Source organism: Shewanella carassii (assembly GCF_019670705.1).
In the GTDB taxonomy this organism is placed as follows: Bacteria; Pseudomonadota; Gammaproteobacteria; order Enterobacterales; family Shewanellaceae; genus Shewanella; species Shewanella carassii.
The window spans coordinates 4,043,558-4,068,474 of sequence record NZ_AP024618.1 but is presented as its reverse complement, the minus strand read 5'-3'; the positions used below and the strand labels follow the sequence as shown (position 1 = coordinate 4,068,474).

Genomic DNA, 24,917 nt, shown 5'->3' with positions numbered 1-24,917 from the left:
CGGGGGCGGCTCGTGGCGCGACGACAGACCAGATAGGGTCAGAAATTGCAAACAAACCCCCCGCTCCGAAAGGACCGGGGGGTTTGTCGTTTCAGGGCCATTGAAAACTTAAACAGCAGCAAAAATAGGCGAGATAACAAGATGGAACAAGGGCAGAAGATCAGCGGCAGTGAAGCAGTTATCAAGGTATTGGCCGCCCATGGGGTGAACACGGTTTTTGGTTATCCCGGCGGAGCCATCATGCCTATCTACGATGCTCTCTACGACAGCCAGATCGAACATCTGCTCTCCCGTCATGAACAGGGCGCCGCCTTCGCCGCCGTCGGTTATGCCCGCTCAAGCGGCAAGACGGGCGTCTGCCTGGCTACCTCGGGCCCGGGGGCGACCAATCTGATCACCGCCTTGGCCGATGCGCTGCTGGACTCAGTGCCGCTGGTGGCCATCACGGGCCAGGTTTCCACCTCTGTGATAGGCACAGATGCCTTTCAGGAGATGGACGTGCTGGGCATGAGCCTGTCATGTACCAAACACAGTTTTATGGTGACCCGCGCCGAGGAACTGGTTGCTACCCTGTACCGCGCCTTCGAAATCGCCGCCTCCGGCCGTCCCGGTCCTGTGTTGGTGGATATCCCCAAAGACATCCAGCTTGCTCAAGTGGAATACAAGGCGCCGCTGCAGGCGGTGCCCGATGAGCCTGAGCTGGACCAGGCGGCTTTGGCAGAAGCCAACGCCTTGCTGGCGGCCGCGCGCCAACCCATGTTGTACGTCGGTGGCGGCGTCGGTATGGCGGGCGCAGTAGAGCCGCTGCGGGCCTTTATTCAGCGCAGCGGTATTCCTTCGGTGGCAACGCTTAAGGGGCTGGGCGCCATAGCCCACGGCACTCAAGGTTACCTGGGCATGCTGGGGATGCACGGCAACAAGGCCGCCAATCTGGCGGTGCAGCAGTGCGATCTGCTGCTGGTGATCGGTGCCCGTTTCGATGACAGGGTCACGGGTAGGCTGGAGAGCTTTGCCAGCAAGGCCAAGGTGATCCACCTGGATATCGATGCCGCCGAACTTGGCAAACTGCGCCAGCCGGATGTGGCCATGGATGGGGACTTAAGAAGCATATTGACGCAACTGGCGCCGCAAGCGCTGCAGATAGCACCCTGGCAGGCGGAAGTCGAGCACCTGCGGGCGCTGCACCAGTGGGATTACGCCCACCCAGGCTCACTCATCTATGCGCCGGCCATGTTGCGCCGTCTGGCCAACAAGCTGCCGAGTGACTCTGTGGTGAGCTGTGATGTCGGCCAGCACCAGATGTGGGTTGCCCAGCATATGCACTTTCGCCGCCCGGAAGATCATCTTTCCAGTGCCGGGCTTGGCACCATGGGCTTTGGCTTGCCGGCGGCCATAGGCGCGCAGATGGCAAGGCCGGATGCCACTGTGGTTACGGTTTCCGGCGATGGTTCTTTCATGATGAATGTGCAGGAGCTGACCACCATCAAGCGTCGTAAACTGCCGGTGAAGATACTTTTGATAGATAACCAGAAGTTGGGCATGGTGAAACAGTGGCAACAGCTGTTTTTTGAAGAGAGATACAGCGAAACCGACCTGTCCGATAACCCCGACTTTGTTACCCTGGCGTCCTCTTTCGATATCCCCGGACGCACCATCTACTCGGCCGATGAGGTTGAGCAGGCACTGGATGAGATGCTCAGTGCCAAAGGCCCCTTCCTGCTGCACGTCGCCATAGACGATGCCTTTAATGTCTGGCCGCTGGTTCCCCCCGGCGCCTCCAACTGTGAAATGATGGAACAAACGGAGAAGCGATCATGATCCATAATCTGGAATTGACCCTGGAACAACGCCCCGAAGTACTGGAACGTGTATTGCGGGTAACCCGCCACCGCGGCTTTACCGTCCGCGATATGCATATGACTTTGGCCGAGGATCAGCGCCTGCAGCTGGCAATGGCGGTCGACAGTGACAGAGCCATAGAACTGCTGAGCCGTCAGTTGACTAAGCTGGTAGACGTGGCCCGCTGCACTGTGCGGCCCGCAAGCAGCCTTTCCCGTACCGTCAACGGCTAACCAAGAATCATCAGAATAAGCGTAAGGAATTGAGCAATGCCCAAACTCAGATCAGCAACCAGTACCGAAGGCCGCAACATGGCCGGAGCCCGAGCCCTTTGGCGTGCCACAGGGGTCAAGGAAGGCGACTTCGGTAAGCCCATTATCGCCATTGCCAATTCCTTCACTCAGTTTGTTCCCGGTCATGTGCATCTGAAAGACATGGGCGCCCTGGTGGCATCGGCCGTCGAAGAGGCCGGTGGCATCGCCAAAGAGTTCAACACCATAGCGGTCGATGACGGCATCGCCATGGGGCATGGAGGCATGCTCTATTCCCTGCCTTCCCGTGAACTGATTGCCGACAGTGTCGAGTATATGGTCAATGCCCACTGCGCCGATGCTCTGGTGTGTATCTCCAACTGCGACAAGATCACCCCCGGTATGTTGATGGCGGCGCTGCGGCTCAATATCCCTGTGGTATTTGTTTCCGGCGGGCCTATGGAAGCGGGCAAGGCCAAACTGTCCGATAAGCTTATCAAGCTGGATCTGGTGGATGCCATGGTAGCGGCGGCCGATGACAGGGTATCCGATGCCGACAGCGATAAAATCGAACGCAGCGCCTGCCCAACCTGTGGCAGCTGCTCCGGCATGTTTACCGCCAACTCGATGAACTGCCTGACCGAGGCGTTGGGGCTGTCGCTGCCGGGCAACGGCTCCATGTTGGCGACCCACAGCGATCGGCGCGAACTGTTTCTGGAGGCGGGCAGAAGAGTGATGGCGCTGGCCAAGCGTTACTACTCGGATGATGATGTCTCGGTATTGCCGCGCAATATCGCCAACTTCAAGGCGTTCGAGAATGCCATGACCTTGGATATCGCCATGGGCGGTTCTTCCAACACTGTGCTGCACCTGTTGGCGGCGGCTCAGGAAGCCGAAGTGGATTTCACCATGACGGATATCGACCGTCTCAGCCGCAAGGTGCCGCATCTTTGCAAGGTGGCACCTTCGACCCCTAAATACCATATGGAAGATGTCCACAGAGCCGGTGGCGTAATGGGGATCTTGGGTGAGCTGGAACGCGCCGGTTTATTGCATACTGATGTTAACCATGTGGCTTCCGATGATGGCTCACTTGAGTTTGTGCTGGCCAATTATGATGTGATGCGCACAGAGTCTGCGAAGGTAAAAGACTTCTTCCGCGCCGGCCCCGCGGGGATTCCTACTACCCAGGCCTTCAGCCAGGATTGCCGCTGGCCATCGCTGGATACAGATCGCCGTGAAGGTTGTATCCGCAGCCGCGAGTTTGCCTTCAGTCAGGAAGGGGGCTTGGCGGTACTGTCCGGTAATTTGGCCGAGCATGGCTGCATAGTGAAAACCGCCGGGGTGGATGAATCCAACCTGAGGTTCAAAGGCGTGGCCAGGGTATATGAGAGTCAGGACGAGGCCGTTGCCGGGATCCTCGGTGGTGAAGTGGTCGCCGGGGATGTGGTGGTTATTCGCTACGAAGGCCCCAAAGGTGGCCCTGGCATGCAGGAGATGCTTTATCCCACCAGTTACCTCAAGTCCCGCGGTTTGGGCAAGGCCTGCGCCTTAATCACAGATGGCCGCTTCTCCGGCGGTACCTCTGGGCTGTCCATAGGCCATGTGTCACCGGAAGCCGCCTCAGGGGGCACTATCGCCTTGATTGAAAATGGTGACGCCATTGAAATCGATATCCCGGCCCGCAGCATCACGCTTAAGCTGAGCGATGCTGAGCTCGCCCAGCGCCGTGAGGCGATGCAGGCCAAGGGGCCTTTGGCCTGGAAGCCGTTGGCGCGGGTACGCCCTGTGTCGCTGGCGCTCAAGGCTTATGCCATGTTGGCCACCAGTGCCGACAAGGGCGCCGTGCGCGATCGCACTAAGTTGGAGGGCTAGTATGTTGGCGCTGGCATCCAAGAGTCAGCTGTCGCTGGCCAACTATTATCTGCAGAAGATCCTCTTGTCCCATGTCTATGATGTGGCGCGGGTTACCCCGCTGTCGAGTCTGAACAAGTTGTCGGCCCGTCTGGGCTGCCAGGTGTTTCTCAAGCGCGAGGATATGCAACCGGTACACTCGTTCAAATTGCGCGGCGCCTATAACCGCATCGCCGCCTTGAGCCCCGCTGAGTGTGAAAACGGAGTGGTATGTGCCTCGGCCGGTAATCATGCCCAGGGCGTTGCCATGTCGGCCTCGAGCCGCGGCGTCGACGCCGTGATAGTGATGCCAACCACCACCCCGGACATCAAGATAGATGCGGTGCGCCGCCTCGGCGGCAATGTGGTGCTTCATGGGCAGTCGTTCGATCAGGCCAATCAGTATGCCATGTCGCTGGCCCAGGATGAGGGGCGGGTGTTTATTCCCCCCTTTGATGATGAGGCGGTGATCGCTGGGCAGGGCACGGTTGCCCAGGAGATGCTGCAGCAGCAAAGAGATCTCGAAGTGGTGTTTGTGCCTGTGGGTGGCGGTGGCTTAATCGCCGGCATTGCCGCTTACTACAAAGCCGTAATGCCTGAGGTGAAGATCATCGGCGTCGAGCCGGAAGATGCCGCCTGTCTCAAGGCAGCGCTGGAAGCCGATGAACCTGTGACGCTGGAGCAGGTGGGTTTGTTTGCCGATGGGGTGGCGGTTAAGCGTATAGGTCAGGAGCCTTTTCGATTGGCGCGGGAATATGTCGATGAGGTGGTGACTGTCAGCTCAGATGAGATCTGCGCCGCGGTCAAGGATATCTTCGAAGATACCCGTGCCATTGCCGAGCCGGCCGGTGCTTTGTCGCTGGCCGGGCTGAAAAAGTATGTCGGTGACAAGGGCAAGGGCGAGAAACTGGCGGCGATTCTCAGCGGAGCCAATGTCAATTTTCACAGCCTGAGATATGTGTCCGAGCGCTGCGAACTGGGCGAGCATAAAGAGGCGGTACTGGCAGTGACCATTCCGGAAAGGCCGGGTTCCTTCCTGCATTTTTGTGAACTGCTGGAGCGGCGGGTGATGACAGAGTTCAACTACCGTTTCAGCGGGCGCGATCGCGCCGTGGTCTTTGCCGGGATCCGTCTTAGCGAAGGTGTCAGCGAGCTGCAGGCGATTGTCTCCCGCCTGGAGAGTGCCGGTTTTGCGGTGCAGGATCTATCTGCCGATGAGGCGGCCAAACTGCATGTGCGTTATATGGTGGGCGGCTTGCCACCCGAGCCTTTGGAAGAAAAACTGCTCAGCTTTGAATTCCCGGAGCATCCCGGAGCCTTGCTGCAGTTTCTCACGACATTGAAGAGCAAGTGGAACATCAGTTTGTTTCACTATCGCAACCATGGCGCCGCCTTTGGGCGGGTGCTGGCCGGCTTTGAAGTGCCCAAGGCCGATGAAGCCGCCTTTGATCAGTTTCTGGATGAGTTGGGGTTTGTCTGTCAGGACGAGACGGATAACCCCGCCTACCGGCTGTTTCTGGCGCGCCCAGGCCAGTGAGATCCTGAAAGGGAAAAGGTCGACTGTCTTCGCCAAAAGCAGGGGCAGTCCGGCGGTCAGTTTTATGCTATGGTCTTGAGTTATTATTCTAATCCGTACCCTGAAACCTCTTGTAAGGAGAGCCAAGATGTTTGCTGCACCCTCGGTTAGCGCTTTTAACCCTCCCCGCCGGATCCTGATGGGCCCCGGCCCTTCGGATGTCTATCCTCAGGTATTGGCGGCGCAGTCGCGGCCGACGGTCGGGCATCTGGATCCTCTGTTTGTGGCCATGATGGACGAGCTCAAGAGTCTCATTCAATATGCGTTTCAAACCCGCAACGAGATGACTATAGCGGTATCTGCCCCGGGCAGCGCCGGTATGGAGACCTGCTTCGTTAACCTGGTGGAGCCGGGCGAAAAGGTGATTGTCTGCCGTAACGGGGTGTTTGGCGACAGAATGCGCCAGAACGTCGAGCGGATTGGCGCCGAGGCGGTGATGCTGGATTTCGAATGGGGCACAGCGGTTGACCCAGAAGTGGTGGAAGCCGCGCTGAAGGCGCATCCCGATGCCGCCTTCCTGGCCTTTGTGCACGCTGAAACCTCCACCGGCGCGCTTTCCGATGCCAAAACGCTGTGCGCCCTGGCGCGTGAGCATGGCTGTCTGTCGATTGTCGATGCCGTAACTTCCCTCGGTGGCGTCGAGCTCAGAGTCGATGATTGGGGCATAGATGCCATCTATTCCGGCAGTCAGAAGTGCCTCTCCTGTGTGCCTGGGTTGTCTCCTGTGTCTTTCTCACCGGCCGCAGTGGCCAAACTCAAGGCGCGCAAGAGTCCGGTGCAGAGCTGGTTCCTGGACCAGTCCCTGGTGATGGGTTATTGGAGCGGTGATGGCAAGCGCAGTTATCACCACACGGCGCCTGTTAATGCTCTGTACTCACTGCACGAAGCGCTGCGGTTACTGGCCGAAGAGGGGCTGGAAAATGCCTGGCAACGCCACCGGGATATGCACCTTTTGCTGCGTCAGGGGCTTGAGTCCATGGGGCTAGAATTTGTGGTGGCCGAGCAGAGCCGCTTGCCGCAACTCAACGCGGTTTATATCCCGCAAGGTGTCGACGATGGCGCCGTGAGAAAGCAGCTGTTGGATAATTATAATCTGGAGATAGGTGCCGGTCTCGGCGCCTTGGCCGGAAAGGCTTGGCGTATCGGCCTGATGGGTTACGGTGCCAGACGGGAAAATGTTGCCTTGTGCCTGCGGGCTCTGGCCGAAGTGCTTAACTGATAGCCCGCCTTTAGATAAACGCCCCGTCCAATGACGGGGCGTTTTCGTTTCAGCCTTTACTCACAGCCCCTGTGAACCAAGGTTCCAGGCGGCGATAGCTGTGACTGCCGACATAGATAGCCAAGGCCGACAATATTCCGCCCAGCAGGGTCGAGGTCAACACATCGACACTCCAATGCATTCCCAGCAACATACGGCTCAGCCCCATCAGCAGCGCCCAGCAGATAAGCAGCGCCGGAAGCCAGAGATTGTTGTGCCTCAGCAGAAAGAAACTGCTGCACATAGTCAGGGTCACGGCAAAAATGGTGTGGCCGGAGGGAAAGGAAAACCCCGTTTCTATCTGCCAGTGGCGCTGGATCTGTGCCGAGATGGGCATATCCAGCGGTGATACCCCGGGAAGAACCTGTGCCAGCAGTTCCCTGCGGGCGTACTTGTCTATGCTGTAGAACTCCTTGATATCCAGATGCTGCTGGTGGGACAGCCATTCGATATAGGGCCGGGATTCGGCAAATACCAGCTTGAGCTGTTCATTGAGCAGCAAACACAGCACCAAGCCCAGCGAAGTGCAGAACATCATCTTCAGCCAGCTGCCCCTTGGCAGGATAAAAAAGCTGATGGCAAACACCAACAACACGGTGCTTACGCCCCAGGGCGCTGAACCGGACACGGTTAACCAGTACCAAAACTGAGCGGCGGCACTATCGAGATTGAGCCAGGGGAAGAGTGGCTCTGACAGGGAAAACAGCGCCAGCGGCAAGCTGAGCAGAAACAGCCAACAAATGGCCAGGGAGGTCAAAGGGACGGCTGCATATTTCATTAATACACCCTTATCGGAACGGACAAACCGCCATTGTGCCAGAGGGGAGGAACGCGGCAAGCATTAATGGCGTCCTCCATCGAAGTAGGCGCTTTGGGCGGCAGTTTGTCAGCACACTTGTAAAAAAACGGCTGCCCAAGTGTGGCAGCCGTTGGTTGGCAGTAAATATTACTCTTCAATTTGTTGGTGACGGGTGAGATACATGAGCACCAGCATGATCAGTACCAACAGTCCGGTTCCCATCAAGAGGGCGTAATCTTCCAGCTGGAGTATGGAGTAGAGTACGCCGTAGAGACTCGCCAGCATGGCCGCAACTATAGCTCCTTGGCGCCGACTGCCACTGGCACTGGCAACATAAAGCGGAATGCTGAGCAGGGGAACAGCCGCGGCCACCAGATAAGCGGTTAAAAACAGCAGGTGTTCCGACAGCGACAGCAGCAATAGATAGAAGAGACACATGGCGCCACCCACCATCAGATACTGTACTGCGCTGAGGCGTGACTTGTTGCCCAGCTCGAAGATCAACAGCAGTATGTAGGTCAGTAAGATAAAGAGTATGCCGTACTTGAGCGACCTTTCTATCTTGCCGTAGTGAGTCACGGGTTCGAACAGGGTAACACTGGCACTGATCTCGGTGAGATCCCGGCCATCACTGGCGCGGAATACCTGAGGGAAGTTACGACTCAGATGGCTTATCTGCCAGTTGGCATCAAAACCTTCAGTGCTGAGATTACGGCTAGCGGGCAGGTAACCCTGGAAGCTGGGATGCGGCCAATCGGCATGGATATCTATCTGGCTCAGTTCTGCCAGTGGCAGTACTTCCAAGCCCTCGGAACCCCTGAGGCTGAGCTGGAAGGTCAGGTGATATTCACCTTGGCTCGGATCCAGAGCTATGGTGCGATGAAAGCCGCGGCCAAGGCCGTCTGTGTTGTCTAGGCCTGTACCTGACATCAAGCTGGGCATGTCCTGCTCACCAGCCAGATTAAAACGGCTGACCGTCTCAATAGCCTGGTTGGCTGAAACGCCGAACACCAGCCGGGCCTGGTTATAATCAAAGCCGAGTAGGCCGGGGATATTGACCTTGGGCAGTTCGAAGTTGGCCTGGCCCTTGACTTGTCCCAGATACACGAGTGACTGATAGATACCGCGATGGCGGAATTCGTGCTGCAGACCAGCATCCAGCGTCATGCCTTTGGGCAGGATCAAGAGTTCATCGCTGTAAACCTGGCGACTACGGTGCTGTTTGCCGTCGATATTGCTGTCGGAGATCACTTCGTAGCGAAACGGCAGTACCAAAACCGGACCGGCCAAGGTTTGGGCATCGCCCCAGGTGTGGCCTATCTCACGCACCACTTGGCGATAGAGGCTTTCTCTATCTTGGCTGAGATCCTGGATCATTCCCAATGGGATCAATGACAACAGGCCCACCATGGCCACAGCAAAGAGTTTGAGCGTTAATTTGGATTTGAATTGAGGCAGCGCCGCTTGGCCGTTTTGTTTCTTCATCGCACTTTTCAGCAGCAGATAAGCCCCGAAACCCATGGCACCAAGAAAGGCCAGCGCTATCACCAGGACGATAATTTCAAACATCAGGTATGTTCCTTTAACCTATAGTGGCTGCATTAGAACAGATTTGACTGGAGATATCATGACAAGTCGCTGATCAATAATGGCAAAATTGTGGCAATCTTGTTTTCTGAGTAGTGGGCAAAAAAGGTTTATGCACGATTGTCACATTTATTATGACAATGTGGTCGTAATTGAAACATCTATAATGAGTGTGAATCAATGCTGCAGTCATTTAAAATAACCGCCTATACAATCTGCTGTGAAGATTCCTATGAAGTACTTTTCCAAAATCTGTTGGATGCCGGCTGTGTTCTGTTTGCCCCTGCATGCCGAACTGGCCGATTTTGACGACTATGGTCCGCTGCGGGTCTACGCCCAGTCTCCCCTGCAGTCCAGTAGTCTGACTCCTATGTTGCGCTCGGGCTTTTCCATGGCCGAGGGGCAAAAAGAGTGGTATCTGACCGGTAATATGGCCAGTGTCTGGGCCGAGACAGACGATTATCTGGCCGACTATTATCACAACGCTTTGACTGCGGGTCTCAAGTGGCAAATCGATGACCGCTGGATGCTGGATGCCAACTACACTTGGCGTTTCAGTGGCAATAATCATTTGGATTCGCTGACCATGTGGTTTCACGATGCCTTCGGCTTCGATCAGAATGGGCGTGAACATCAACCGCGAAATCAGAATCAGATTTACTCCAAGCAACACGATATCAATCTCAGTGATTTTGGTGGCGAGACGATGAATAACGCCTTCAATATCTACCTGGGGTATCAACTGCTGCAAAACGAGCACCATGGTCTGTCTGTTGGGGCCAGTCTGTATTACAACTATGTGGGTTCGGGCCCTTTTGCCAATGAGAACTTTGAACAGGCGTTGCAGCTTAACTACAGCTATCGCAACGGTCGGCACAACTTCCATTCAACACTCGGCTTGAGCTTCCGTGAGGATGAGGAAGTGTTGTCGGATATGCCCTATGAGTCCAACGCTTTGATGCTTGGCCTGGGCTATGAATATCGTGTTGGTCGTCATGGTTGGATGCTGGAGTACCACAGATATGAGGGGATGACAGAGGCCGATGATGACTTCTCTGAAGCCTCCAATGAAGCCTTGCTGGGCTACCGTTATTATCTGGATCGCGGTGCCATAGAGTTTACTGTGATTGAAAACTTCCTCAACATGGATAACAGCACGGATATCGCCTTTACTCTGGGCTATCGGCATATGCTCTAACTTTAGCCGTGTTAAAACATAAGGCCGCTCATGAGCGGCCTTATCTATTCTTGGGCGAGATGTATTACTCCGCCTGTTCAGCCTTGGCTTCCAGAGCCTCGACTCTGGCTTGCAGGGCTTCCAGCTTTTCGCGGGTCTTGAGCAATACATGCTGCTGTACTTCAAACTCTTCCCGGGAGACCAGATCTAGTTTCAGCAACTGGTGTTGCAGTACTTGCTTGCTGCGTTCCTCAAACTCACCGGCAAATTGCTTCAGCCCTGAAGGCAGGTTTTCGCTCAGCTGTTTGGCTATTTCTTCAATTTTCTTGGGGTTGATCATCTCTTTAATCCACTGGCAAGGTTTTAACTGATTGTAACTTATAGGCCGTACTGAACCCAAGGTTAACCTAAGGAAGGTGCGAACAAGTCCCATGTGTGCTCTGCGTCGGTTTACAGGCCTAGATGCAAGGCGTGGTTCGCAGCAAATGGCCCTAGTCCTTTGCAAGAAGCACTTCCCTAAGGGGATTTTGGGGCTGCCTCCGGCACTGATTCTGGTATGATCTCAGCCTCTAAACCTGCCTTGTGTGAGATATCGATAACCTATGAAGCTCAATCCTGCCCAGAATGAAGCCGTCCATTATGTTTCCGGTCCCTGCCTGGTATTGGCTGGAGCCGGCAGTGGCAAAACCCGGGTTATCATCAACAAGATAGCCCATCTGGTGCAGAAGTGTGGTTATCAGGCCAAGCATATCGCCGCTGTGACTTTTACCAACAAGGCAGCACGGGAGATGAAAGAGCGGGTGGCTCAATCCATGGGCCGCAAGGAAGCCAGGGGGTTGTGGATCTCTACCTTCCATACTCTGGGGTTGGAAATCATCAAGCGTGAACACAAGACATTGGGCCTCAAAGCCGGCTTCTCTCTGTTCGATGATCAGGACACCTTGGCGCTACTCAAAGAGCTGACTCAGGACGAGCTGCAGGAGGATAAAGATCTGCTGCGGGCGTTGGCGACTATGATCTCCAATTGGAAGGGGGGCTTGGTGATCCCGGATCATGCCCGCAAGATAGCCAAGGGTGAACAGGAGCAACTGTTTGCACTTTTGTATCAGCGTTATGCCCAGCACATGAAGGCTTACAATGCACTGGATTTTGACGATCTTATCCTGCTGCCGACCCTATTGCTGCGGCATAACGCCGATGTTAGAGCCCGTTGGCAGGCGAAGATCCGTTATCTGCTGGTGGATGAATATCAGGATACCAACACCAGCCAGTATGAACTGGTTAAATTGTTGGTGGGAGAGCGGGCGCGTTTTACTGTGGTAGGCGATGATGACCAGTCCATCTACTCCTGGCGTGGTGCCAAGCCACAAAACCTGGTGCTGCTGGGCAAAGACTTTCCTGAGCTCAAGCTCATTAAGCTGGAACAAAACTATCGCTCCAGTCAGCGAATATTGCGGGCGGCCAATATTCTGATCGCCAACAATCCCCATGTGTATGATAAGTCGTTGTTCAGTGAGCTGGCCTATGGCGAGCCGCTGCGGGTACTGTTTGCCGCCAATGAAGAGCAGGAAGCGGAGCGGGTGGTGGCCGAAATCATTCGCCACAAGTTTATGGGTAAGACCAGCTATGGTGAATACGCCATTCTCTATCGGGGAAATCACCAGTCTCGCTTGTTGGAGCGGGCGCTGATGACTAACCGTATTCCCTATAAGCTTAGCGGTGGCACCTCATTCTTTGCCAGAGCCGAAATCAAGGACATCATGGCCTATCTGCGCTTGGTGGTGAATCCGGATGACGATAACGCCTTTCTGCGTATCGTCAACCTCCCTAAGCGCGGAATTGGTCCGGCAACCTTGGAAAAACTGGGGAATTTCGCCAACCAGAAACATATCTCCATGTTTGAGGCGATTTTCGACGCTGAATTGAATCATCACCTGCCTCCGGCGGCCATGGGCTCACTGTATGAGTTTGGTCGCTTCATCGTCGATACCGGTGAAATTGCTCAACGCGGTGAGGGGGTTGATGCCATCAAGCAGTTGATCCGCAAGATAAACTACGAAGACTATCTCTACGAGACCAGCACCAGCGCCAAGGCAGCCGAGATGCGGATGAAGAACATCTCCGAGCTGTATCGCTGGGTGACAGAGATGCTGGCCGGTGATGACCTGGATGAGCCCATGAGCCTGCCCGAAGTGGTCAATAGGCTGACGCTTAGAGACATGATGGAAAGAAACAATGAGGATGAAGGCGGCGATCAGGTGCAGTTGATGACGCTGCACGCCTCCAAGGGACTGGAGTTTCCTTATGTGTTTATGGTGGGGGTGGAAGAGCGAATTCTGCCGCATCAAACCAGCATAGATGAAGACAATGTCGATGAAGAGCGGCGTCTGGCTTATGTTGGCATCACCCGGGCTCAGAAAGAGCTGTGGTTTATGCTCTGCCGTGAGCGGCGCCAATTCGGCGAAACCATGCGCTGTGAACCCAGCCGCTTCTTGATGGAACTGCCTCAGGACGACCTTATCTGGGAAAATCGCAAGCCGCAACAGAGTGAGCAGCAACGAATGGAAACCGGCAAGGCCAATATTGCCAACCTGCGGGATATGTTCAAGAAGTAACTGTTAGAGTCGTCTTCAAGGCTCTATTCAGGCACAAACCTGGGATGTCGTATCTATGCTCTCGGTGCTGTTATTATGACTGTCTGTAGTGCTCAAACGATGGCCCAGCGCCTGTCCCTGGCCAGCATTAAAGCCTATCTGTGTCAGTTGCTGTTTCTGTTCTTGAGTGTTGACGCCATCCAATACCAATTCAAGCTCCAGTGCGCCGGCACTCAAGTGGATCGCTTTGAGCAAGCGTTTATGATGAGGGCTCTGCAGATGTGACACCAGGCTGGCATCGAGCTTCAAAATATTGACTGGCAAGAAAGACAGGCTAACCAAAGGGCTGTAACCACTACCGTAGCCGGTGATCCCCAGGGTGACCCGCAAGCGTTTAAGTACTTCAAAACCATTGATATGGTTTTCCAGATCTCTAGATAAGGCTTGTTCGTTGAAAAACAGGCAGAGATCGGTAAGTGGGAAGCGGCAGTTTCTTAGGCTGTTTTTCAGACTGCGCAGCGCATGTTTATGCTTAAGGTGTTGGCTACAGATGGCCAGATGCAACTTGGTACCTGTGGCCAGTTGCAGTTTGGGCAGTTCACTGTTGAGCGCCTCTATCGCATATCTATCCAACTCCAGCTGCAAGTTGGCCTGCTCTGCCAAATTGGCGAGTTGTGGTTGTTTGATTTTACCGTGTTGTGGATGAGGCCAATACAGGCGTACATCCAGGGCTTGTAGCTGCCCGGTCTCGAGATCCTGCACCGGGAAGTAGCTTAGCCGAATGTGCTGGCTATCCAGTGCGTTTCTCAATTCATTTTCCAAACTCACATCCTGCATGAGTTGCTGATGTGATTTCTCATCGAACACAACATAGCAACCCTTGCCGCGCGTCTTTGCCATATACATGGCAGTGTCGGCATCTCGCAAAATGGATTCACTGGTGTCATCCCTATGATGACCACTGACGGCTATACCAATACTGGCGCCGGAGTTGAACTGTTTATTGGCCAGTTCATAGGGGCGAGAAAGTTCTTTGAGGATCCGCTCGGCGACTTCCTTGGCATCGTCGGCCGTACGCAGGCCATCCAGCAAAATCACAAACTCATCGCCACCGAGACGAGCAAGGGTGTCGTTGTCGCGAATACAAAGCTTGAGGCGGATGGCGGTCTCAACCAGAAACTTGTCGCCTTCCAGATGCCCCAGGGTATCGTTAATCAACTTGAAACGGTCAAGGTCGATAAACAGGATGGCAAACCTATCTTGTACATGGCGGCGGTTATGCTTAACGGCCTGGCTCAAGCGTTCCATAAACATCAGTCGATTGGGCAGACCCGTTAGACCATCGTGTTTGGCATCGTGCAGCAGTTGTTGCTCAGCCTTACGACGTTGGGAGATCTCTTTTTGCAATTCTTGGTTGGCGTTGGCCAATTCACGGGTACGCTCCAGGATCTTTTCTTCCAGTTCCTCGTTGCTGCGCTTTAGGGCTTCGGTGGCTAGCTTACGTTCGATGGCCGTGGCTATATGCTGCGACACAAAGGTCAAGAGCTCGAGATCCTTGAACTGATAGTTCTGGTGCTTGCTGAAACTATAGATGGTCAGGGCGCCAGCAATCCTGTCTTGAATAAACAGTGGTACGCCAATCCACTGGTGCATGCTCTGGGTATGATTGAGCTCTGGGGCTTTACTATAAATCTCTTTAACCTTGACTAAGGTTTGAATATCGCTCTGGCCCAATAATATCGGGCGTTTTAATCTGAGCAGGTACTCCACCAGTCCATCCATTAGTGGACGGCTTTTGGGAGGCTGTTTGCCTAGTTGGGATACGTAGAAGGGAAATCGTAATTCGGTGGCTGTGTCATTCAGCAGAGCTATATAACAGTTGCTCGCGGGGAGCAGATGGCTGAGAACTCGGTGCAACTCGATATAAAACTCACTGTCATCCAGATTGGAAGAGGAGAGTTCGGCTATTTCAAACAAAGACTGTTGTAGTCTCTCGGCGCGGCGTCTCTCATAGACCTCCTGTTTCAGTTTATCGTAGGCCTGGCTTAGCTCCTGGGTTCTCTGGGAAATGGCTTGTTCCAGTTGTTCATGATGTCTTAACCGTTCCATGGCTCCGGCGATGTGATGACTGATGAAGGTCATCAATTCAAACTCCATCTCGCCGTAAGAGCTGGCCGGATCATAGCTCTGTACCACTAAGACACCAATGGAATTACCATTTTGCATGATGGGTACCCCTAACCACTGATGGCAAGGTGATCCAAGTGTCTTAATTTCACCTGTGGCGGCTAATTTTTCAGCCTTGCGTTCATCACAAAGCAGGGGCTTGGCGGTTCGCAGCACATAGCCGGTGAGGCCCTGCATTAAAAGATCAGACAGCTCTTGTTCCGGATAAAGTTCGGATGGGTGGGAGTCTTTCTCATCGGAAAAAAAAGGCAGCTCCAGAGCTTTTCTCTGGGGATCGAGCAGGGAAATATAAAAATTGTCGGCGCGGATGAGTTTTTTTAGGTGCAGGTGCATGCCCTGATAGAAGCTCTCCATTGAGGTCGCCTTATTGGCTATATTGGAGATTTCCAGCAGTGCGTTTTGGGTGGCTTCGGCTCTTTTATACTTGGCAGCCAGGTGCTTGAGTCTGATGACCCGTTTTTTTAAACTCGATAGTTCCTGAGCCGAATGCCGATGGAGAGTGTCATCCCTAAACATGTTACCCGCCAAGGAATAATTGCAATATAATAGTTGTGTGCTTTTCAATCAAAGGATAGGAATAGCATGAAATACGGTATTATCCAAGTCAATTTTTTGGCTGGTGTCGAATAATTGTTGTACCGTTTGAGTCAAAACTTGAGCAAACAATCGAAAAAAAGCAAATCAGGTGTAGACATGGAGAGTAAATCCTCCTACTATTTGCGGCGCTGATACGGCGGGCGCCCATAGCTCAGCTGGATAGAGCGCACCCCTCCGGAGGGTGAGGCCGAGGGTTCGAATCCTTCTGGGCGCACCAGTTTGATTCGACTGTGTCAGTGAAAGAAATATCAGTGGTGATTGTAGCTCAGTTGGTAGAGCCCCGGATTGTGATTCCGGTTGTCGTGGGTTCAAGTCCCATCAGTCACCCCACTTCTTTCGTGAAGCAAATCAGCTTCAAAACTTACGGTGATTAGCGCAGCCTGGTAGCGCATCTGCTTTGGGAGCAGAGGGTCAGAGGTTCGAATCCTCTATCACCGACCAAATTTTATTTATCTGACTGCAAGTCGGGTAACAGCTGGAAAGTATTTCGGTGATTAGCGCGGTTTGGTAGCGCATGCCGATTTGGCAACCAGAGCGGAGCAGAGGGTGACCCTCTATTTGCAAAGGTAACCAGCAATACAGTATTTCGGTGATTAGCGCAGCCTGGTAGCGCATCTGCTTTGGGAGCAGAGGGTCAGAGGTTCGAATCCTCTATCACCGACCAAAACATTTAAGCCCCTGAGAAATCAGGGGCTTTTTTGTTGGTGTTTTTAACACTCAAAGCCTTCCTGTCTTCATCCTAAGTGCGTAAGTGTTTTGGAACTTCTCTATCTCTAACCGCTTAGGATAAGAGAAAGGCTCCACAACGGAGCCTTAAATCAAGTTACTCCACATTCACCGGCGGTGAAATAAAGCCTTGGTATGCTTGGGTCTTGAGTGGCGTAAAGCGCTCCAACTGACCCTTCTCCTGAATACCTGTGACTATCACATCGATTTCCAGTCCTCGGGCCACGTTCACCAGTGCCCGGCACAGTTCGCTGTTGTGCTGGTTTTCATCATATTGTGCGAAGGATTGGTCCAGCTTGACGTAAGCCGGCCGCAGGCTTTGCAGATAAGACATAGAGCCGAACTGACGGCCGAAGTGGTCTATCCCTATGCTGGCGCCATTGTCGCGGATAACGGTACACAGCGCCTGGCAGGCATCGATATCGGTATAGATGGCGGCTTCCGGTAATTCAAAGGCCAACCGGCTTGCATGGCGACTGTTGCGCAGGAAGTGATTAAGCCATTCGTGGAACTTGGGATCGCTGATGCTGTGATGGGTAAGGTTAACCGCAATAGCTTCGGCATTTTTCTCCAACAACTCATCTTCGCTGATCTTTTCAATCAGGCAGCGGTCGAGCAGGCTACCCAAGGACAATAGCTCGACATAGGGCATGAACTGGCCGGCGTGTACCAGTTTGTCAGCTATCTGCAGCTGACAGAAAAGCTCCCGCTGCAGTACGTTGTCAGAGTCCTGATAGTGCACTGGCTGCCAACGGAAACGGAACTGCTTACGGTTAATTGCTTCGGTAAGCTTGTCGCGCCATTGTTCGCGGCTGAACAACTGCTGCTCATTGGTCTCTAACCAGTGATATACCTTGCCTTCCTTGAGGGCGATTTGCAGGGCGTTGTCCGAGCGTGCCAGTAGTTCAGAGCTGTTCATCTGTCCTATGCGCTCGGCAATACCTATGGCGTAGTCTTCATTGGGTTTGCAACCCGCCTTGACCATTTCCTGATTGATGGTGCGGATCAGAGTTTGCAGGTACTTACTCAGCTGTTCACGCTCGACATTGGTAACCAGGAAAGCGAATTCATAGGCGGCAATGCGAGCTATAACAGATTCACTGATTTCGCCCAGTTCATGCTGCAGTTTTTCCGAGAGCAGCTTGATGGTTTCGTCTCTTACTTGATAACCATATTTACTGTGGACTTCTTCTAGCCAGTCAAACTTGGCCATCATCAGGGCGCCGCTGCCGGGTTCGCCGAGCCAACCACCTATTCGGCCCATCATATACTGGCGGTTGGGTAAGTTGGATACCTGATCGATCAGGTTCTTCTTACGCAGCGCGGTGACTTCTTCGTCCAAGGAACTGAAGATTTTTTTCAGTTGGGCCGACATGCTGTTGAAGGCGTTGACAACATCTCTGAGTTCCAGAGTTTTGGGCAGCGGCATATCCGGTCCGAATTCCCGTTTGGCAATGCTCTTGGCATGTTCGGCAATAGAGTGTAGTGGACTGAGGATCCAGGTTAGACCGAGGCGTGCAAACAGAATGGCAATCAAAAATAGGATTGAAAAGGCTATTAGGGTATGGCTCATAATGCGCCATAACTCGTGGTAGCCAAACCCGGGGTGTGCAGTAATTTCCAGCTTGGCCAACTGCAACCAACCCGAAGTGATGGTGCTTTCCTTACGTAATGGAGTGAAGATCCCCAGATCGATAAACCATTGGGGTACATCTTCGATGCGGATATTGTTATTCCAGGTTTGCTGTTTTCCGTCGACCAACCAGGTGAGTTTAACCTCTTGGTAATAGCCACCTTCGAAAATGACATTGACCATGGTTTCTACGGTGGCGAGATCTCCGGCTTCCAACGATGGAACCAACATCAAGCCTAAAGAGTGGCTGACATTATTAAGGTCGGATTCCATCTGCTCAGTCAGAAAGTTCTGGGTCTCATTGAATTGTACATAGCCCACACTGGCGACAACCAAGAGAAACAGCCCAAACAGTAACGAGTATATCTGTCGAAACAGTGTCATTGCTGTAGCTACTCCAGTTTTAATTTTGGCTGACGTAAGCGATCAGCCCCTAATCTGTGTCTCAGGTCATTCCACTTTTCTAAGCGAGCGGATGAGCCTGCCAATACACCGCGTCCTTTCTCTTTGTTCAGCCACAATTGTTTACCGTTAAAGCTGTACACAGGGATCAGGTCTCTGCGTTGCGTTGCCGGTTTGAGCTCGCGATCCAGGTTGTCCAAAATGAGTGGAACAGAGGAGGGCGTCTCATAATAGGCCAGTACCATATGGTACTGATTAACACTGGTTGCCTTAACCATGGTGATGCGCATCTTGTCTTCAGGTATGCCCAACTGCAGCAGAGTGAAGTATTTGGCAATGGAGAAGTCTTCACAGTCACCGCCATTTACTCCGATAAACTCTAAAGGGGTGGCCCAGTAGTTAGCCATCCCCCAGAGTTTGCTATCATCTACAAAGCGAAACAGGTTAAAGAAGTTGTTTACCTTGGTGATTTTCCCCATATCGTCCAACCCTTGCGCCTCGTCCAGTATTTTGAACCAGGCTCTGGCTCTGAGGCCAGCCCGCTCACCATAGTGAGATTCCATTGTTCTGGTAATGCTGTTGGCATCGAGTCGTTGGGTTGATGCAGCGTACAGGCATGACACGGCCAGAGTCGATGCCAGTACTGTATAATGGCAGACCCTTCGGAGCAGTGAATACTGATTGAGCCTGCCTGTCATATGGGGATATCAAGGTCCTATTTCGCTTCTTGATCCACAGTGTAGATGTTCCACTTCATATCGGCCATAGTGTCTTCGCCTGTTACTTCGGCGATCACTCGGCGGTTACGCTTGTGGGCCAGTTGCGTATCTGTTGGATCTACCGGTCTATCGTAACTGTAACCTATGGCGGTCAGTCTATCGGCAGTAATGCCGAATTGATCTTCAAGTACCTTGGTTACGGCGTTTGCCCGATTCTGTGACAGCTCGAGGTTATGCTCATAGCTGCCGGTACGGCTACAGTGTCCTTCAATAGTCACCTTGGTGCTGGGGTATTGCTTCATAAAGTCTGCAATGACACCAATTTGATCATAGTACTGAGGATCTATGTAGAAGGAGTCGTTGGCAAAGAGTATTTTCAACTCGGAACGTTCATTGATAGGCTTGATCTTACCACAGCCGTAGTTATCAATGTTGGCCCCTTCCACGGTACCTGAGCAGCGCTCACGGGCCTCGATAACACCGTCTCTGTCGTGATCGTTGAGGTCGTTGACCTGAGCCGTCGGCTGATCCATGGAAACTGTGTCACGCATTGAGCAGCCCGCCAGTATGGCGACGCTAAGCAGAGTGATAAAGAGTTTCATTATTTAACTCCTCCTTCATATTCACGCTCCCCTTTCCATACATCGGGGCGAGTGACTCTAAGCGAGTCGAGTAGTTGACCTGTGGCATTGAGTACGCGGTATTTGGCAATCACTTCATCATACTCGGCGGTCAGATAGTCTTTTCTGGCTTCAAACAGCTCGTTCTCGGTATCCAGCAAGTCGAGCAGGGTACGCTGACCCAGGTTAAATTGCTGTGAGTAGGCGACTTGAGTGTCCTTGGCGGCAATGACATGATCGCGAATGTATTGCTTCTGTGGCCCCAGGAACTCGTAAGCGTTCCAGGCGAGGTTGGCACCTTCAACCACTTCACGATAGGCTCGCTCACGGATCTCTTTCGCTTCACCTATCTTGTAGCTGGCCTCTTTCTCGCGAGCTAAGTCGCGGCCACCGGCAAACAGATTGTAACGAACCCTGACCATAGCCAGAATGTCATTGTTGTAACCACCGACATTTTGGCTGGCGATCCGGCTATAACCGTCTTCACCGTCTAGGTCGTTGTTCATGTTACCTTCTACTTCCAGAGTGATCTTGGGGTAGTAGTTGGATTGAGCCGAAGACTTCTCATATTCGGCGGCGCGGATATCACTGGCGGCCGATTTGAGAATGGGATGGTGCTCCTGGGCCATCTTGATGCTGGAGTCTATGTCTGCCGGTAACATATCGGCATCCGGAACCGGTACTATCAGGTCTTCCGGTTGCTGATGGGTGATACGGAAAAACTGACTCTTGGCATCGAGGAAGTTATTGCGTGCCGATACCACGTTGGCGTTGGCGCGGGCCAGGCGCCCCGTGATTTGCGACAGATCCGCCGTAGAACCCAGGCCCGAATCAGTACGTTGCTTGATCTGTTCGTAGATATCCTGGTGGCTCTTGAGGTTCTTCTCGGCCAGTGTCAATACCTGCTCGGTACGTATATAGTTGATATAGACCTTGGCAACATCCAGCGCCATATCTTCGGCAGCGGCAAACAGCGCCCATTGATCGGCACTGGCTTCGAAGCTGTATCTGTCGACTTCACTGCTGGTAAAGAAGCCATCGAACAACATCTGCTTGATACTGACGCCAAATTCACCCCGTTTGAGTTCAATTTCATCATCCGTGGTGCCGGCCAAACGACGCCGAGTGGCCGGACTGTCTGTGTATTCATAGCCGTAGCCACCGGTAATATCTACCGTTGGCATGTAACCGGCTATGGCCTGGTTTACCTGTTCTTCTCGAGCCTTGAAGCGGTTAAAGGCGAGCCGTAGTTCCGGGTTGGTATCCAATGTTTGCGCTACGGCTTGTTCCAGGGTCTGACTAAACCCTGCCGTGGGCAACATCAGCCCGGTAATCGCCAGTGCCAAGGCACTGGGTTTCACCAGCCGAGTAACTTTCTTGTTCATGCTAAACCCTCCAGGTTTATTGTGACTTTGAGCCTAGCGTTCTCTTAACGCTGTTTCTTTGGCCCTTAGAATGGGATTAAGTATGTACTCAAGGACAGTTCTTTTCCCGGTAATTACGTCAACAGAGGTCAACATGCCGGGAATAATGGGCATCTCAGTGCCATCGTCTTTAATTAAACTGGACTCTTCGGTCCGCACTTTTACCAAATAAAAGCTGTTGCCTTCTTCATCCTGAGTGGTGTCTGCACTTATCTGTTCCACTGTGCCTTTCAACCCACCGTAACGAGTAAAATCATAGGCGGTCACCTTAACTATGGCGGGCAGTCCCGGATGCAGGAAGGCGATATCCTTTGGCAAAATTCGTGTTTCGATCAGCAGTTGGTCTTCGGAAGGAACTATCTCCATAATATCGATACCTGGCTGAACAACCCCGCCTAATGTGTTGATATTTATGGTTTTGATAGTTCCATTCACCGGGGAGGTGATGACGGCCTTGCTGACTTTATCCTTGGTGCCTACCTGGGCCTCATTCATTCTTGCCAGCTTGGCCTGCATTTCGTTCAGTTGTGCGCGGGAGTCGGCGGCATAAACCAATACGGCTTCCCGGCGTTTGAGAATGGCTTCATCCATGTTGGCCTTGAGCTTGGGACGCATCACCCTGAGGGTAGCTAGTTCGCCTTGAATATCGTTAACCGTGCGTTCCAGCTTCAAGAGTTCCACTTCGGGCACTATGCCTTTTTGTGCCAAAGGTTTGGTCAGCTCCAGCTCGCGGCTGACCAAGCGATAACTGGTGCTGAGGGTGCCGATTTTTGAGGTTAACTCTTCGGTTTCCTGCTGCCGCTGCTGGATTTGCCTGGCTTGGATCTCCACCTGGTTGCTGAGATTATCCAGACGGCCGGCGTATTCATCCTGTTGGCGCTTGACCAGTTCAGGTTCTTTTTCTGTCAGCTCGGCAGGAAATACCAGCGGGATCTTGGTGATCTTTAGCTGTTCGCGCCAGTCGTTGGTCATGTCTGAGATGAAGATGCTGTTCAGCTCGGCCTGCAGGCGAATAACATTGGCCTGCAGGCTATAGACCTCTTGTTCTTGCTGGGCGGCATCGGAACGGAAACGGGTATCGTCTATGCGTACCAGGGGCTCCCCCTGTTTGACCAGCATACCTTCTTGAACGTACATCTCTTTCAAAATGCCGCCATCCAGGCTTTGGATGACCTGTACCTGGGAAGAGGGGATCACTTTACCCGTGCCCTTGGTGACTCGGTCGAGGGAGGCGAAATAGGCCCAAGTGAGGAAGCAGAGCATCATGGCTGCCAGCGACCAGATGATCAATCTGTGGCTGGTGGGAGCATCTGTCATCATGGCGCCGTAGACATCATCTACCATTTCCAAGTCATCAGAAGTCAGGTGCTTGCTCATGTTACTTGCCTCCTGCCATCAGCCCTTGGTTGAGCTTTTCAAGCACTTGGTTTTTCGGGCCATCGGCAATAATATGGCCCTTATCCATCACTATGATACGGTCCACTAAGTTCAGCAAGTGCATTTTGTGAGTGATAATGATCAGGGTTCTATCACGGCTGACATTATGCATGGAACGCATAAATTGCTTCTCGGCCCTGGCATCCAAACTGGCTGTGGGCTCATCCATTAACAGCACCGGCGGGTCATTGAGAATGGCTCTGGCTAAGGCCACTATTTGCCGCTGGCCTCGGGATAGAGAATGTCCGCCTTCACCTACTTGTTGATCCAAGCCTTCTGATTCCATATCGGTAAACAGATTGACTCCTGAGAGTTGTACGGCTCGGATCAATTGATGCTCGGTGACCTGACGGGTACCGAAGAGAATATTGTCCCTGACTGAACCGTGGAACAGGGTGACATCTTGTGGCAGATAGCCGAAGTTACGGCGTAGATCGCTCGGGTGGATCTGGGCGCTGTCTATGCCATCGTACCTCAGGCTACCATTGCTGGGTTTGAACAGTCCGATAAGTAGTTTGGCCAAGGTACTCTTGCCACTGCCGTTGCGGCCTATGATGGCGATACGTTCACCAGGGTTAATTCGCAACGAAAAGGGATTTAAAACCGTTTTTTCTGAACTTGGGTAACTGAAACTGAGATTATCGGCCTCAATCTTGCCCATCAGACGCTGTTTGCTGACCAGGTGACCTTTGTTTTCAAATTCATCTTCTTGGGTCATGATCTGATCCAGCTGTCTCAACGCGCTGGCAGTTTGGTTGGCTCGGGTCATTAAATTAGCCAGCTGTGCCATAGGTGCAACGGCCCTGCTGGCAAGCATCACAGCGGCAATGATCCCACCCATGGATATATCATTATCGGCAACCCGGTAGACCCCGAGAATGACTACACTGACAACGGTTAGTTGCACCACAAAGTTGGCGACATTGGCTACGGAGTTGGAAAGCTTTTTCGAGCGCAGCTGCCAGTTGGCTGTGTGACCTATCATCTGCTGCCAGGCTTTTTGTACCAGGCCTTCCGCGCCGTATGACTTGATGGACTCCAGAGAGGCGAGACTCTCAATCAAATGGCCGTGCTTGAGGCTGGCAAATTTATTGCTTTCCTCAATGGCTGTCTTGAGCCTGGGTTGAACAATTAAGGTATAGCCGATGATGATGAGGCTAGCGACAAGTGGGATCAACGCCAGATCGCCAGCAACCAGATAGATTATCAACACAAACAACAATGCAAAGGGCAGATCGACCAGCGTGGTTATTGTTGCCGAGGTGAGGATTTCCCTGATGCTGTCAAACTCACCTAACTGACGCGCCATGCCACCAATACTGGGAGAACGGTTTTCCAGAGGAATACCTATCGCCTTATAGAACAGGCGCGAGGACACTATGATATCGACTTTCTTACCGGCAATGTCGATCAGATAACTTCTCAGCTGTCTCATGACCAAGTCAAACAGGTAAGCAATACCGGCTCCGATAGCCAGAACCCACAGTGATTCGAATGCCAGGTTGGGCACCACTTTATCGTAGACGTTCATGATAAACAGCGGTGAAACCAGCGCGAATAGATTCACCAGAATTGAGGCTATCAGGGCATCACGATAAATGGGGGCTGAGTCTTTAATGGTTTGCAGTAGCCAGTGTTTACTGTGGTCATGATGGTAGACATCAAACCCCATATCGCCACGGTACTGTTGTTTTACCAGAAACAGATAGCCTACATAGAGGGTTTCCAACTCTTCTATAGATAGGCGTTGTTCGCCGCCGGTCTCAGGTAATTGGATCACCGCATGTTGTTGCTCCAGATCCAGCTCGCGCAGGATGCAGGCCTTCTTGTCTTTCAAGAGTAAAATACAGGGTAACTGAATGGCAGTAACCTGATTCAGACCTTTACGGGAAAGTTTTGCCGTCAGACCAGCTCTGGCTGCGGCTTGTGGTACCAGTTCCGGAGATAAAACTGCAGAAGACAGAGGAAGCCCCGCTGCCAAAGACTCACTGGAACAGGGGCAGCCAAAGTACTCTGTCAATAGAACCAGACTATCGAGCAGGGGATCAACCGTGACTCGCTGAGAAGCCGAAATGGTCCATTGCTCAGGTTTAGGAGAAGCGGATGCGGTCACAGAACAACTTATCCTTCCGTTTTATATCATTAATTCTAGTATCAGCCATGGCAGCCCATATTGCGAATTGCAATATGGGCTGCCA

The 24,917-nt window shown here is 52.8% G+C and carries 17 protein-coding genes and 4 tRNA genes; 11 read left to right on the top strand and 10 right to left on the bottom strand.

Translation table 11 applies throughout. The features are described from left to right. The first annotated feature begins 141 nt into the window (after window positions 1-141). The 5 genes from ilvG to K5621_RS18150 all read left to right on the top strand — a co-directional run bounded on the left by ilvG (window position 142) and on the right by K5621_RS18150 (window position 6,778). Entirely contained in the window at window positions 142-1,818 is a 1,677-nt protein-coding gene (gene ilvG / locus K5621_RS18170; RefSeq protein ID WP_039035773.1) for an acetolactate synthase 2 catalytic subunit, read from the top strand. Continuing rightward, a complete protein-coding gene (gene ilvM / locus K5621_RS18165; protein WP_025010070.1) occupies window positions 1,815-2,072 on the top strand; it encodes an acetolactate synthase 2 small subunit in 258 nt (85 codons plus the stop codon). The genes ilvG and ilvM overlap by 4 nt, the downstream gene beginning before the upstream one ends. A gap of 36 nt (window positions 2,073-2,108) precedes the next feature. Continuing rightward, the gene (gene ilvD / locus K5621_RS18160) at window positions 2,109-3,965 is read left to right on the top strand and encodes a dihydroxy-acid dehydratase (protein WP_221049959.1); all 1,857 of its coding nucleotides are present in this window, start codon (window positions 2,109-2,111) and stop codon (window positions 3,963-3,965) included. Between the two features lies 1 nt (window position 3,966). Continuing rightward, window positions 3,967-5,520: a threonine ammonia-lyase, biosynthetic gene (gene ilvA / locus K5621_RS18155; RefSeq protein WP_039035775.1), complete on the top strand. Its 1,554-nt coding sequence runs from the start codon at window positions 3,967-3,969 to the stop codon at window positions 5,518-5,520. A gap of 127 nt (window positions 5,521-5,647) precedes the next feature. Beyond that, window positions 5,648-6,778: a pyridoxal-phosphate-dependent aminotransferase family protein gene (locus K5621_RS18150; RefSeq protein ID WP_045283242.1), complete on the top strand. Its 1,131-nt coding sequence runs from the start codon at window positions 5,648-5,650 to the stop codon at window positions 6,776-6,778. A gap of 49 nt (window positions 6,779-6,827) precedes the next feature. On the opposite strand, the gene K5621_RS18145 is transcribed toward K5621_RS18150, so the two are convergent. Next, window positions 6,828-7,595: a phosphatase PAP2 family protein gene (locus K5621_RS18145; RefSeq protein ID WP_044735363.1), complete on the bottom strand. Its 768-nt coding sequence runs from the start codon at window positions 7,593-7,595 to the stop codon at window positions 6,828-6,830. 168 nt (window positions 7,596-7,763) lie between these two features. After that, entirely contained in the window at window positions 7,764-9,185 is a 1,422-nt protein-coding gene (creD, locus tag K5621_RS18140) for a cell envelope integrity protein CreD (RefSeq protein WP_221049958.1), read from the bottom strand. 250 nt (window positions 9,186-9,435) lie between these two features. Between creD and K5621_RS18135 the strand changes: the two genes are divergently transcribed. Continuing rightward, a complete protein-coding gene (locus K5621_RS18135; protein WP_100143447.1) occupies window positions 9,436-10,401 on the top strand; it encodes a DUF3187 family protein in 966 nt (321 codons plus the stop codon). A 64-nt stretch (window positions 10,402-10,465) separates the two neighbouring features. Here K5621_RS18135 and ubiK read toward each other — a convergent pair whose 3' ends face one another. Beyond that, window positions 10,466-10,720, bottom strand: a complete 255-nt coding sequence (gene ubiK / locus K5621_RS18130) for a ubiquinone biosynthesis accessory factor UbiK (RefSeq protein WP_221049957.1) — start codon at window positions 10,718-10,720, stop codon at window positions 10,466-10,468. A 262-nt stretch (window positions 10,721-10,982) separates the two neighbouring features. Between ubiK and rep the strand changes: the two genes are divergently transcribed. Next, entirely contained in the window at window positions 10,983-12,995 is a 2,013-nt protein-coding gene (rep, locus tag K5621_RS18125) for a DNA helicase Rep (RefSeq protein ID WP_221049956.1), read from the top strand. 27 nt (window positions 12,996-13,022) lie between these two features. Here rep and K5621_RS18120 read toward each other — a convergent pair whose 3' ends face one another. After that, entirely contained in the window at window positions 13,023-15,677 is a 2,655-nt protein-coding gene (locus K5621_RS18120) for a sensor domain-containing phosphodiesterase (protein ID WP_221049955.1), read from the bottom strand. Window positions 15,678-15,898: 221 nt separating this feature from the next. On the opposite strand from K5621_RS18120, the gene K5621_RS18115 reads away from it, so the two are divergent. From K5621_RS18115 to K5621_RS18100, 4 genes are all read left to right on the top strand, one after another. Continuing rightward, a tRNA-Arg gene (locus K5621_RS18115) sits at window positions 15,899-15,975 on the top strand. A 37-nt stretch (window positions 15,976-16,012) separates the two neighbouring features. Then, a tRNA-His gene (locus tag K5621_RS18110) sits at window positions 16,013-16,088 on the top strand. Between the two features lie 34 nt (window positions 16,089-16,122). Next, window positions 16,123-16,199, top strand: a tRNA-Pro gene (locus tag K5621_RS18105). A 146-nt stretch (window positions 16,200-16,345) separates the two neighbouring features. After that, window positions 16,346-16,422: transfer RNA gene (locus K5621_RS18100), tRNA-Pro, on the top strand. A gap of 159 nt (window positions 16,423-16,581) precedes the next feature. Here the strand turns inward: K5621_RS18100 and K5621_RS18095 are convergent. The 6 genes from K5621_RS18095 to K5621_RS18070 are packed head-to-tail and all read right to left on the bottom strand — an operon-like array spanning window position 16,582 to window position 24,832. Further along, window positions 16,582-18,501 carry a bifunctional diguanylate cyclase/phosphodiesterase gene (locus K5621_RS18095; protein WP_221049954.1) on the bottom strand — a complete coding sequence of 640 codons (1,920 nt, stop codon included), beginning with the start codon at window positions 18,499-18,501 and terminating at the stop codon, window positions 16,582-16,584. A gap of 8 nt (window positions 18,502-18,509) precedes the next feature. Continuing rightward, window positions 18,510-19,217, bottom strand: a complete 708-nt coding sequence (locus K5621_RS18090) for a transglutaminase-like cysteine peptidase (protein ID WP_100143450.1) — start codon at window positions 19,215-19,217, stop codon at window positions 18,510-18,512. 17 nt (window positions 19,218-19,234) lie between these two features. Continuing rightward, on the bottom strand, window positions 19,235-19,840 hold the full coding sequence (locus tag K5621_RS18085) for an OmpA family protein (protein WP_221049953.1): 606 nt from the start codon (window positions 19,838-19,840) through the stop codon (window positions 19,235-19,237). Continuing rightward, complete coding sequence (locus tag K5621_RS18080) at window positions 19,840-21,243, bottom strand: TolC family outer membrane protein (RefSeq protein ID WP_100143452.1); 1,404 nt, start codon at window positions 21,241-21,243, stop codon at window positions 19,840-19,842. Before K5621_RS18080 ends, K5621_RS18085 begins: the two co-directional genes overlap by 1 nt. Before the next feature lie 33 nt (window positions 21,244-21,276). Continuing rightward, window positions 21,277-22,659, bottom strand: a complete 1,383-nt coding sequence (locus tag K5621_RS18075) for an HlyD family type I secretion periplasmic adaptor subunit (protein ID WP_100143453.1) — start codon at window positions 22,657-22,659, stop codon at window positions 21,277-21,279. 1 nt (window position 22,660) lies between these two features. Further along, a complete protein-coding gene (locus K5621_RS18070) occupies window positions 22,661-24,832 on the bottom strand; it encodes a type I secretion system permease/ATPase (protein ID WP_100143454.1) in 2,172 nt (723 codons plus the stop codon). Between the last annotated feature and the right edge of the window lie 85 nt (window positions 24,833-24,917).

Excerpts from the sequence above, each read along its gene's own strand:
- ilvD (WP_221049959.1), top strand. The coding sequence starts at position 2,109 with ATGCCCAAACTCAGATCAGCAACCAGTACCGAAGGCCGCAACATGGCC.
- rep (WP_221049956.1), top strand. The coding sequence starts at position 10,983 with ATGAAGCTCAATCCTGCCCAGAATGAAGCCGTCCATTATGTTTCCGGT.
- K5621_RS18150 (WP_045283242.1), top strand. The coding sequence starts at position 5,648 with ATGTTTGCTGCACCCTCGGTTAGCGCTTTTAACCCTCCCCGCCGGATC.
- K5621_RS18095 (WP_221049954.1), bottom strand. The coding sequence starts at position 18,501 with ATGACACTGTTTCGACAGATATACTCGTTACTGTTTGGGCTGTTTCTC.
- K5621_RS18085 (WP_221049953.1), bottom strand. The coding sequence starts at position 19,840 with ATGAAACTCTTTATCACTCTGCTTAGCGTCGCCATACTGGCGGGCTGC.
- K5621_RS18080 (WP_100143452.1), bottom strand. The coding sequence starts at position 21,243 with ATGAACAAGAAAGTTACTCGGCTGGTGAAACCCAGTGCCTTGGCACTG.
- K5621_RS18145 (WP_044735363.1), bottom strand. The coding sequence starts at position 7,595 with ATGAAATATGCAGCCGTCCCTTTGACCTCCCTGGCCATTTGTTGGCTG.
- ilvA (WP_039035775.1), top strand. The coding sequence starts at position 3,967 with ATGTTGGCGCTGGCATCCAAGAGTCAGCTGTCGCTGGCCAACTATTAT.
- ilvM (WP_025010070.1), top strand. The coding sequence starts at position 1,815 with ATGATCCATAATCTGGAATTGACCCTGGAACAACGCCCCGAAGTACTG.
- K5621_RS18075 (WP_100143453.1), bottom strand. The coding sequence starts at position 22,659 with ATGAGCAAGCACCTGACTTCTGATGACTTGGAAATGGTAGATGATGTC.
- creD (WP_221049958.1), bottom strand. The coding sequence starts at position 9,185 with ATGTTTGAAATTATCGTCCTGGTGATAGCGCTGGCCTTTCTTGGTGCC.
- K5621_RS18120 (WP_221049955.1), bottom strand. The coding sequence starts at position 15,677 with ATGTTTAGGGATGACACTCTCCATCGGCATTCGGCTCAGGAACTATCG.
- K5621_RS18135 (WP_100143447.1), top strand. The coding sequence starts at position 9,436 with ATGAAGTACTTTTCCAAAATCTGTTGGATGCCGGCTGTGTTCTGTTTG.
- ilvG (WP_039035773.1), top strand. The coding sequence starts at position 142 with ATGGAACAAGGGCAGAAGATCAGCGGCAGTGAAGCAGTTATCAAGGTA.
- K5621_RS18090 (WP_100143450.1), bottom strand. The coding sequence starts at position 19,217 with ATGACAGGCAGGCTCAATCAGTATTCACTGCTCCGAAGGGTCTGCCAT.
- ubiK (WP_221049957.1), bottom strand. The coding sequence starts at position 10,720 with ATGATCAACCCCAAGAAAATTGAAGAAATAGCCAAACAGCTGAGCGAA.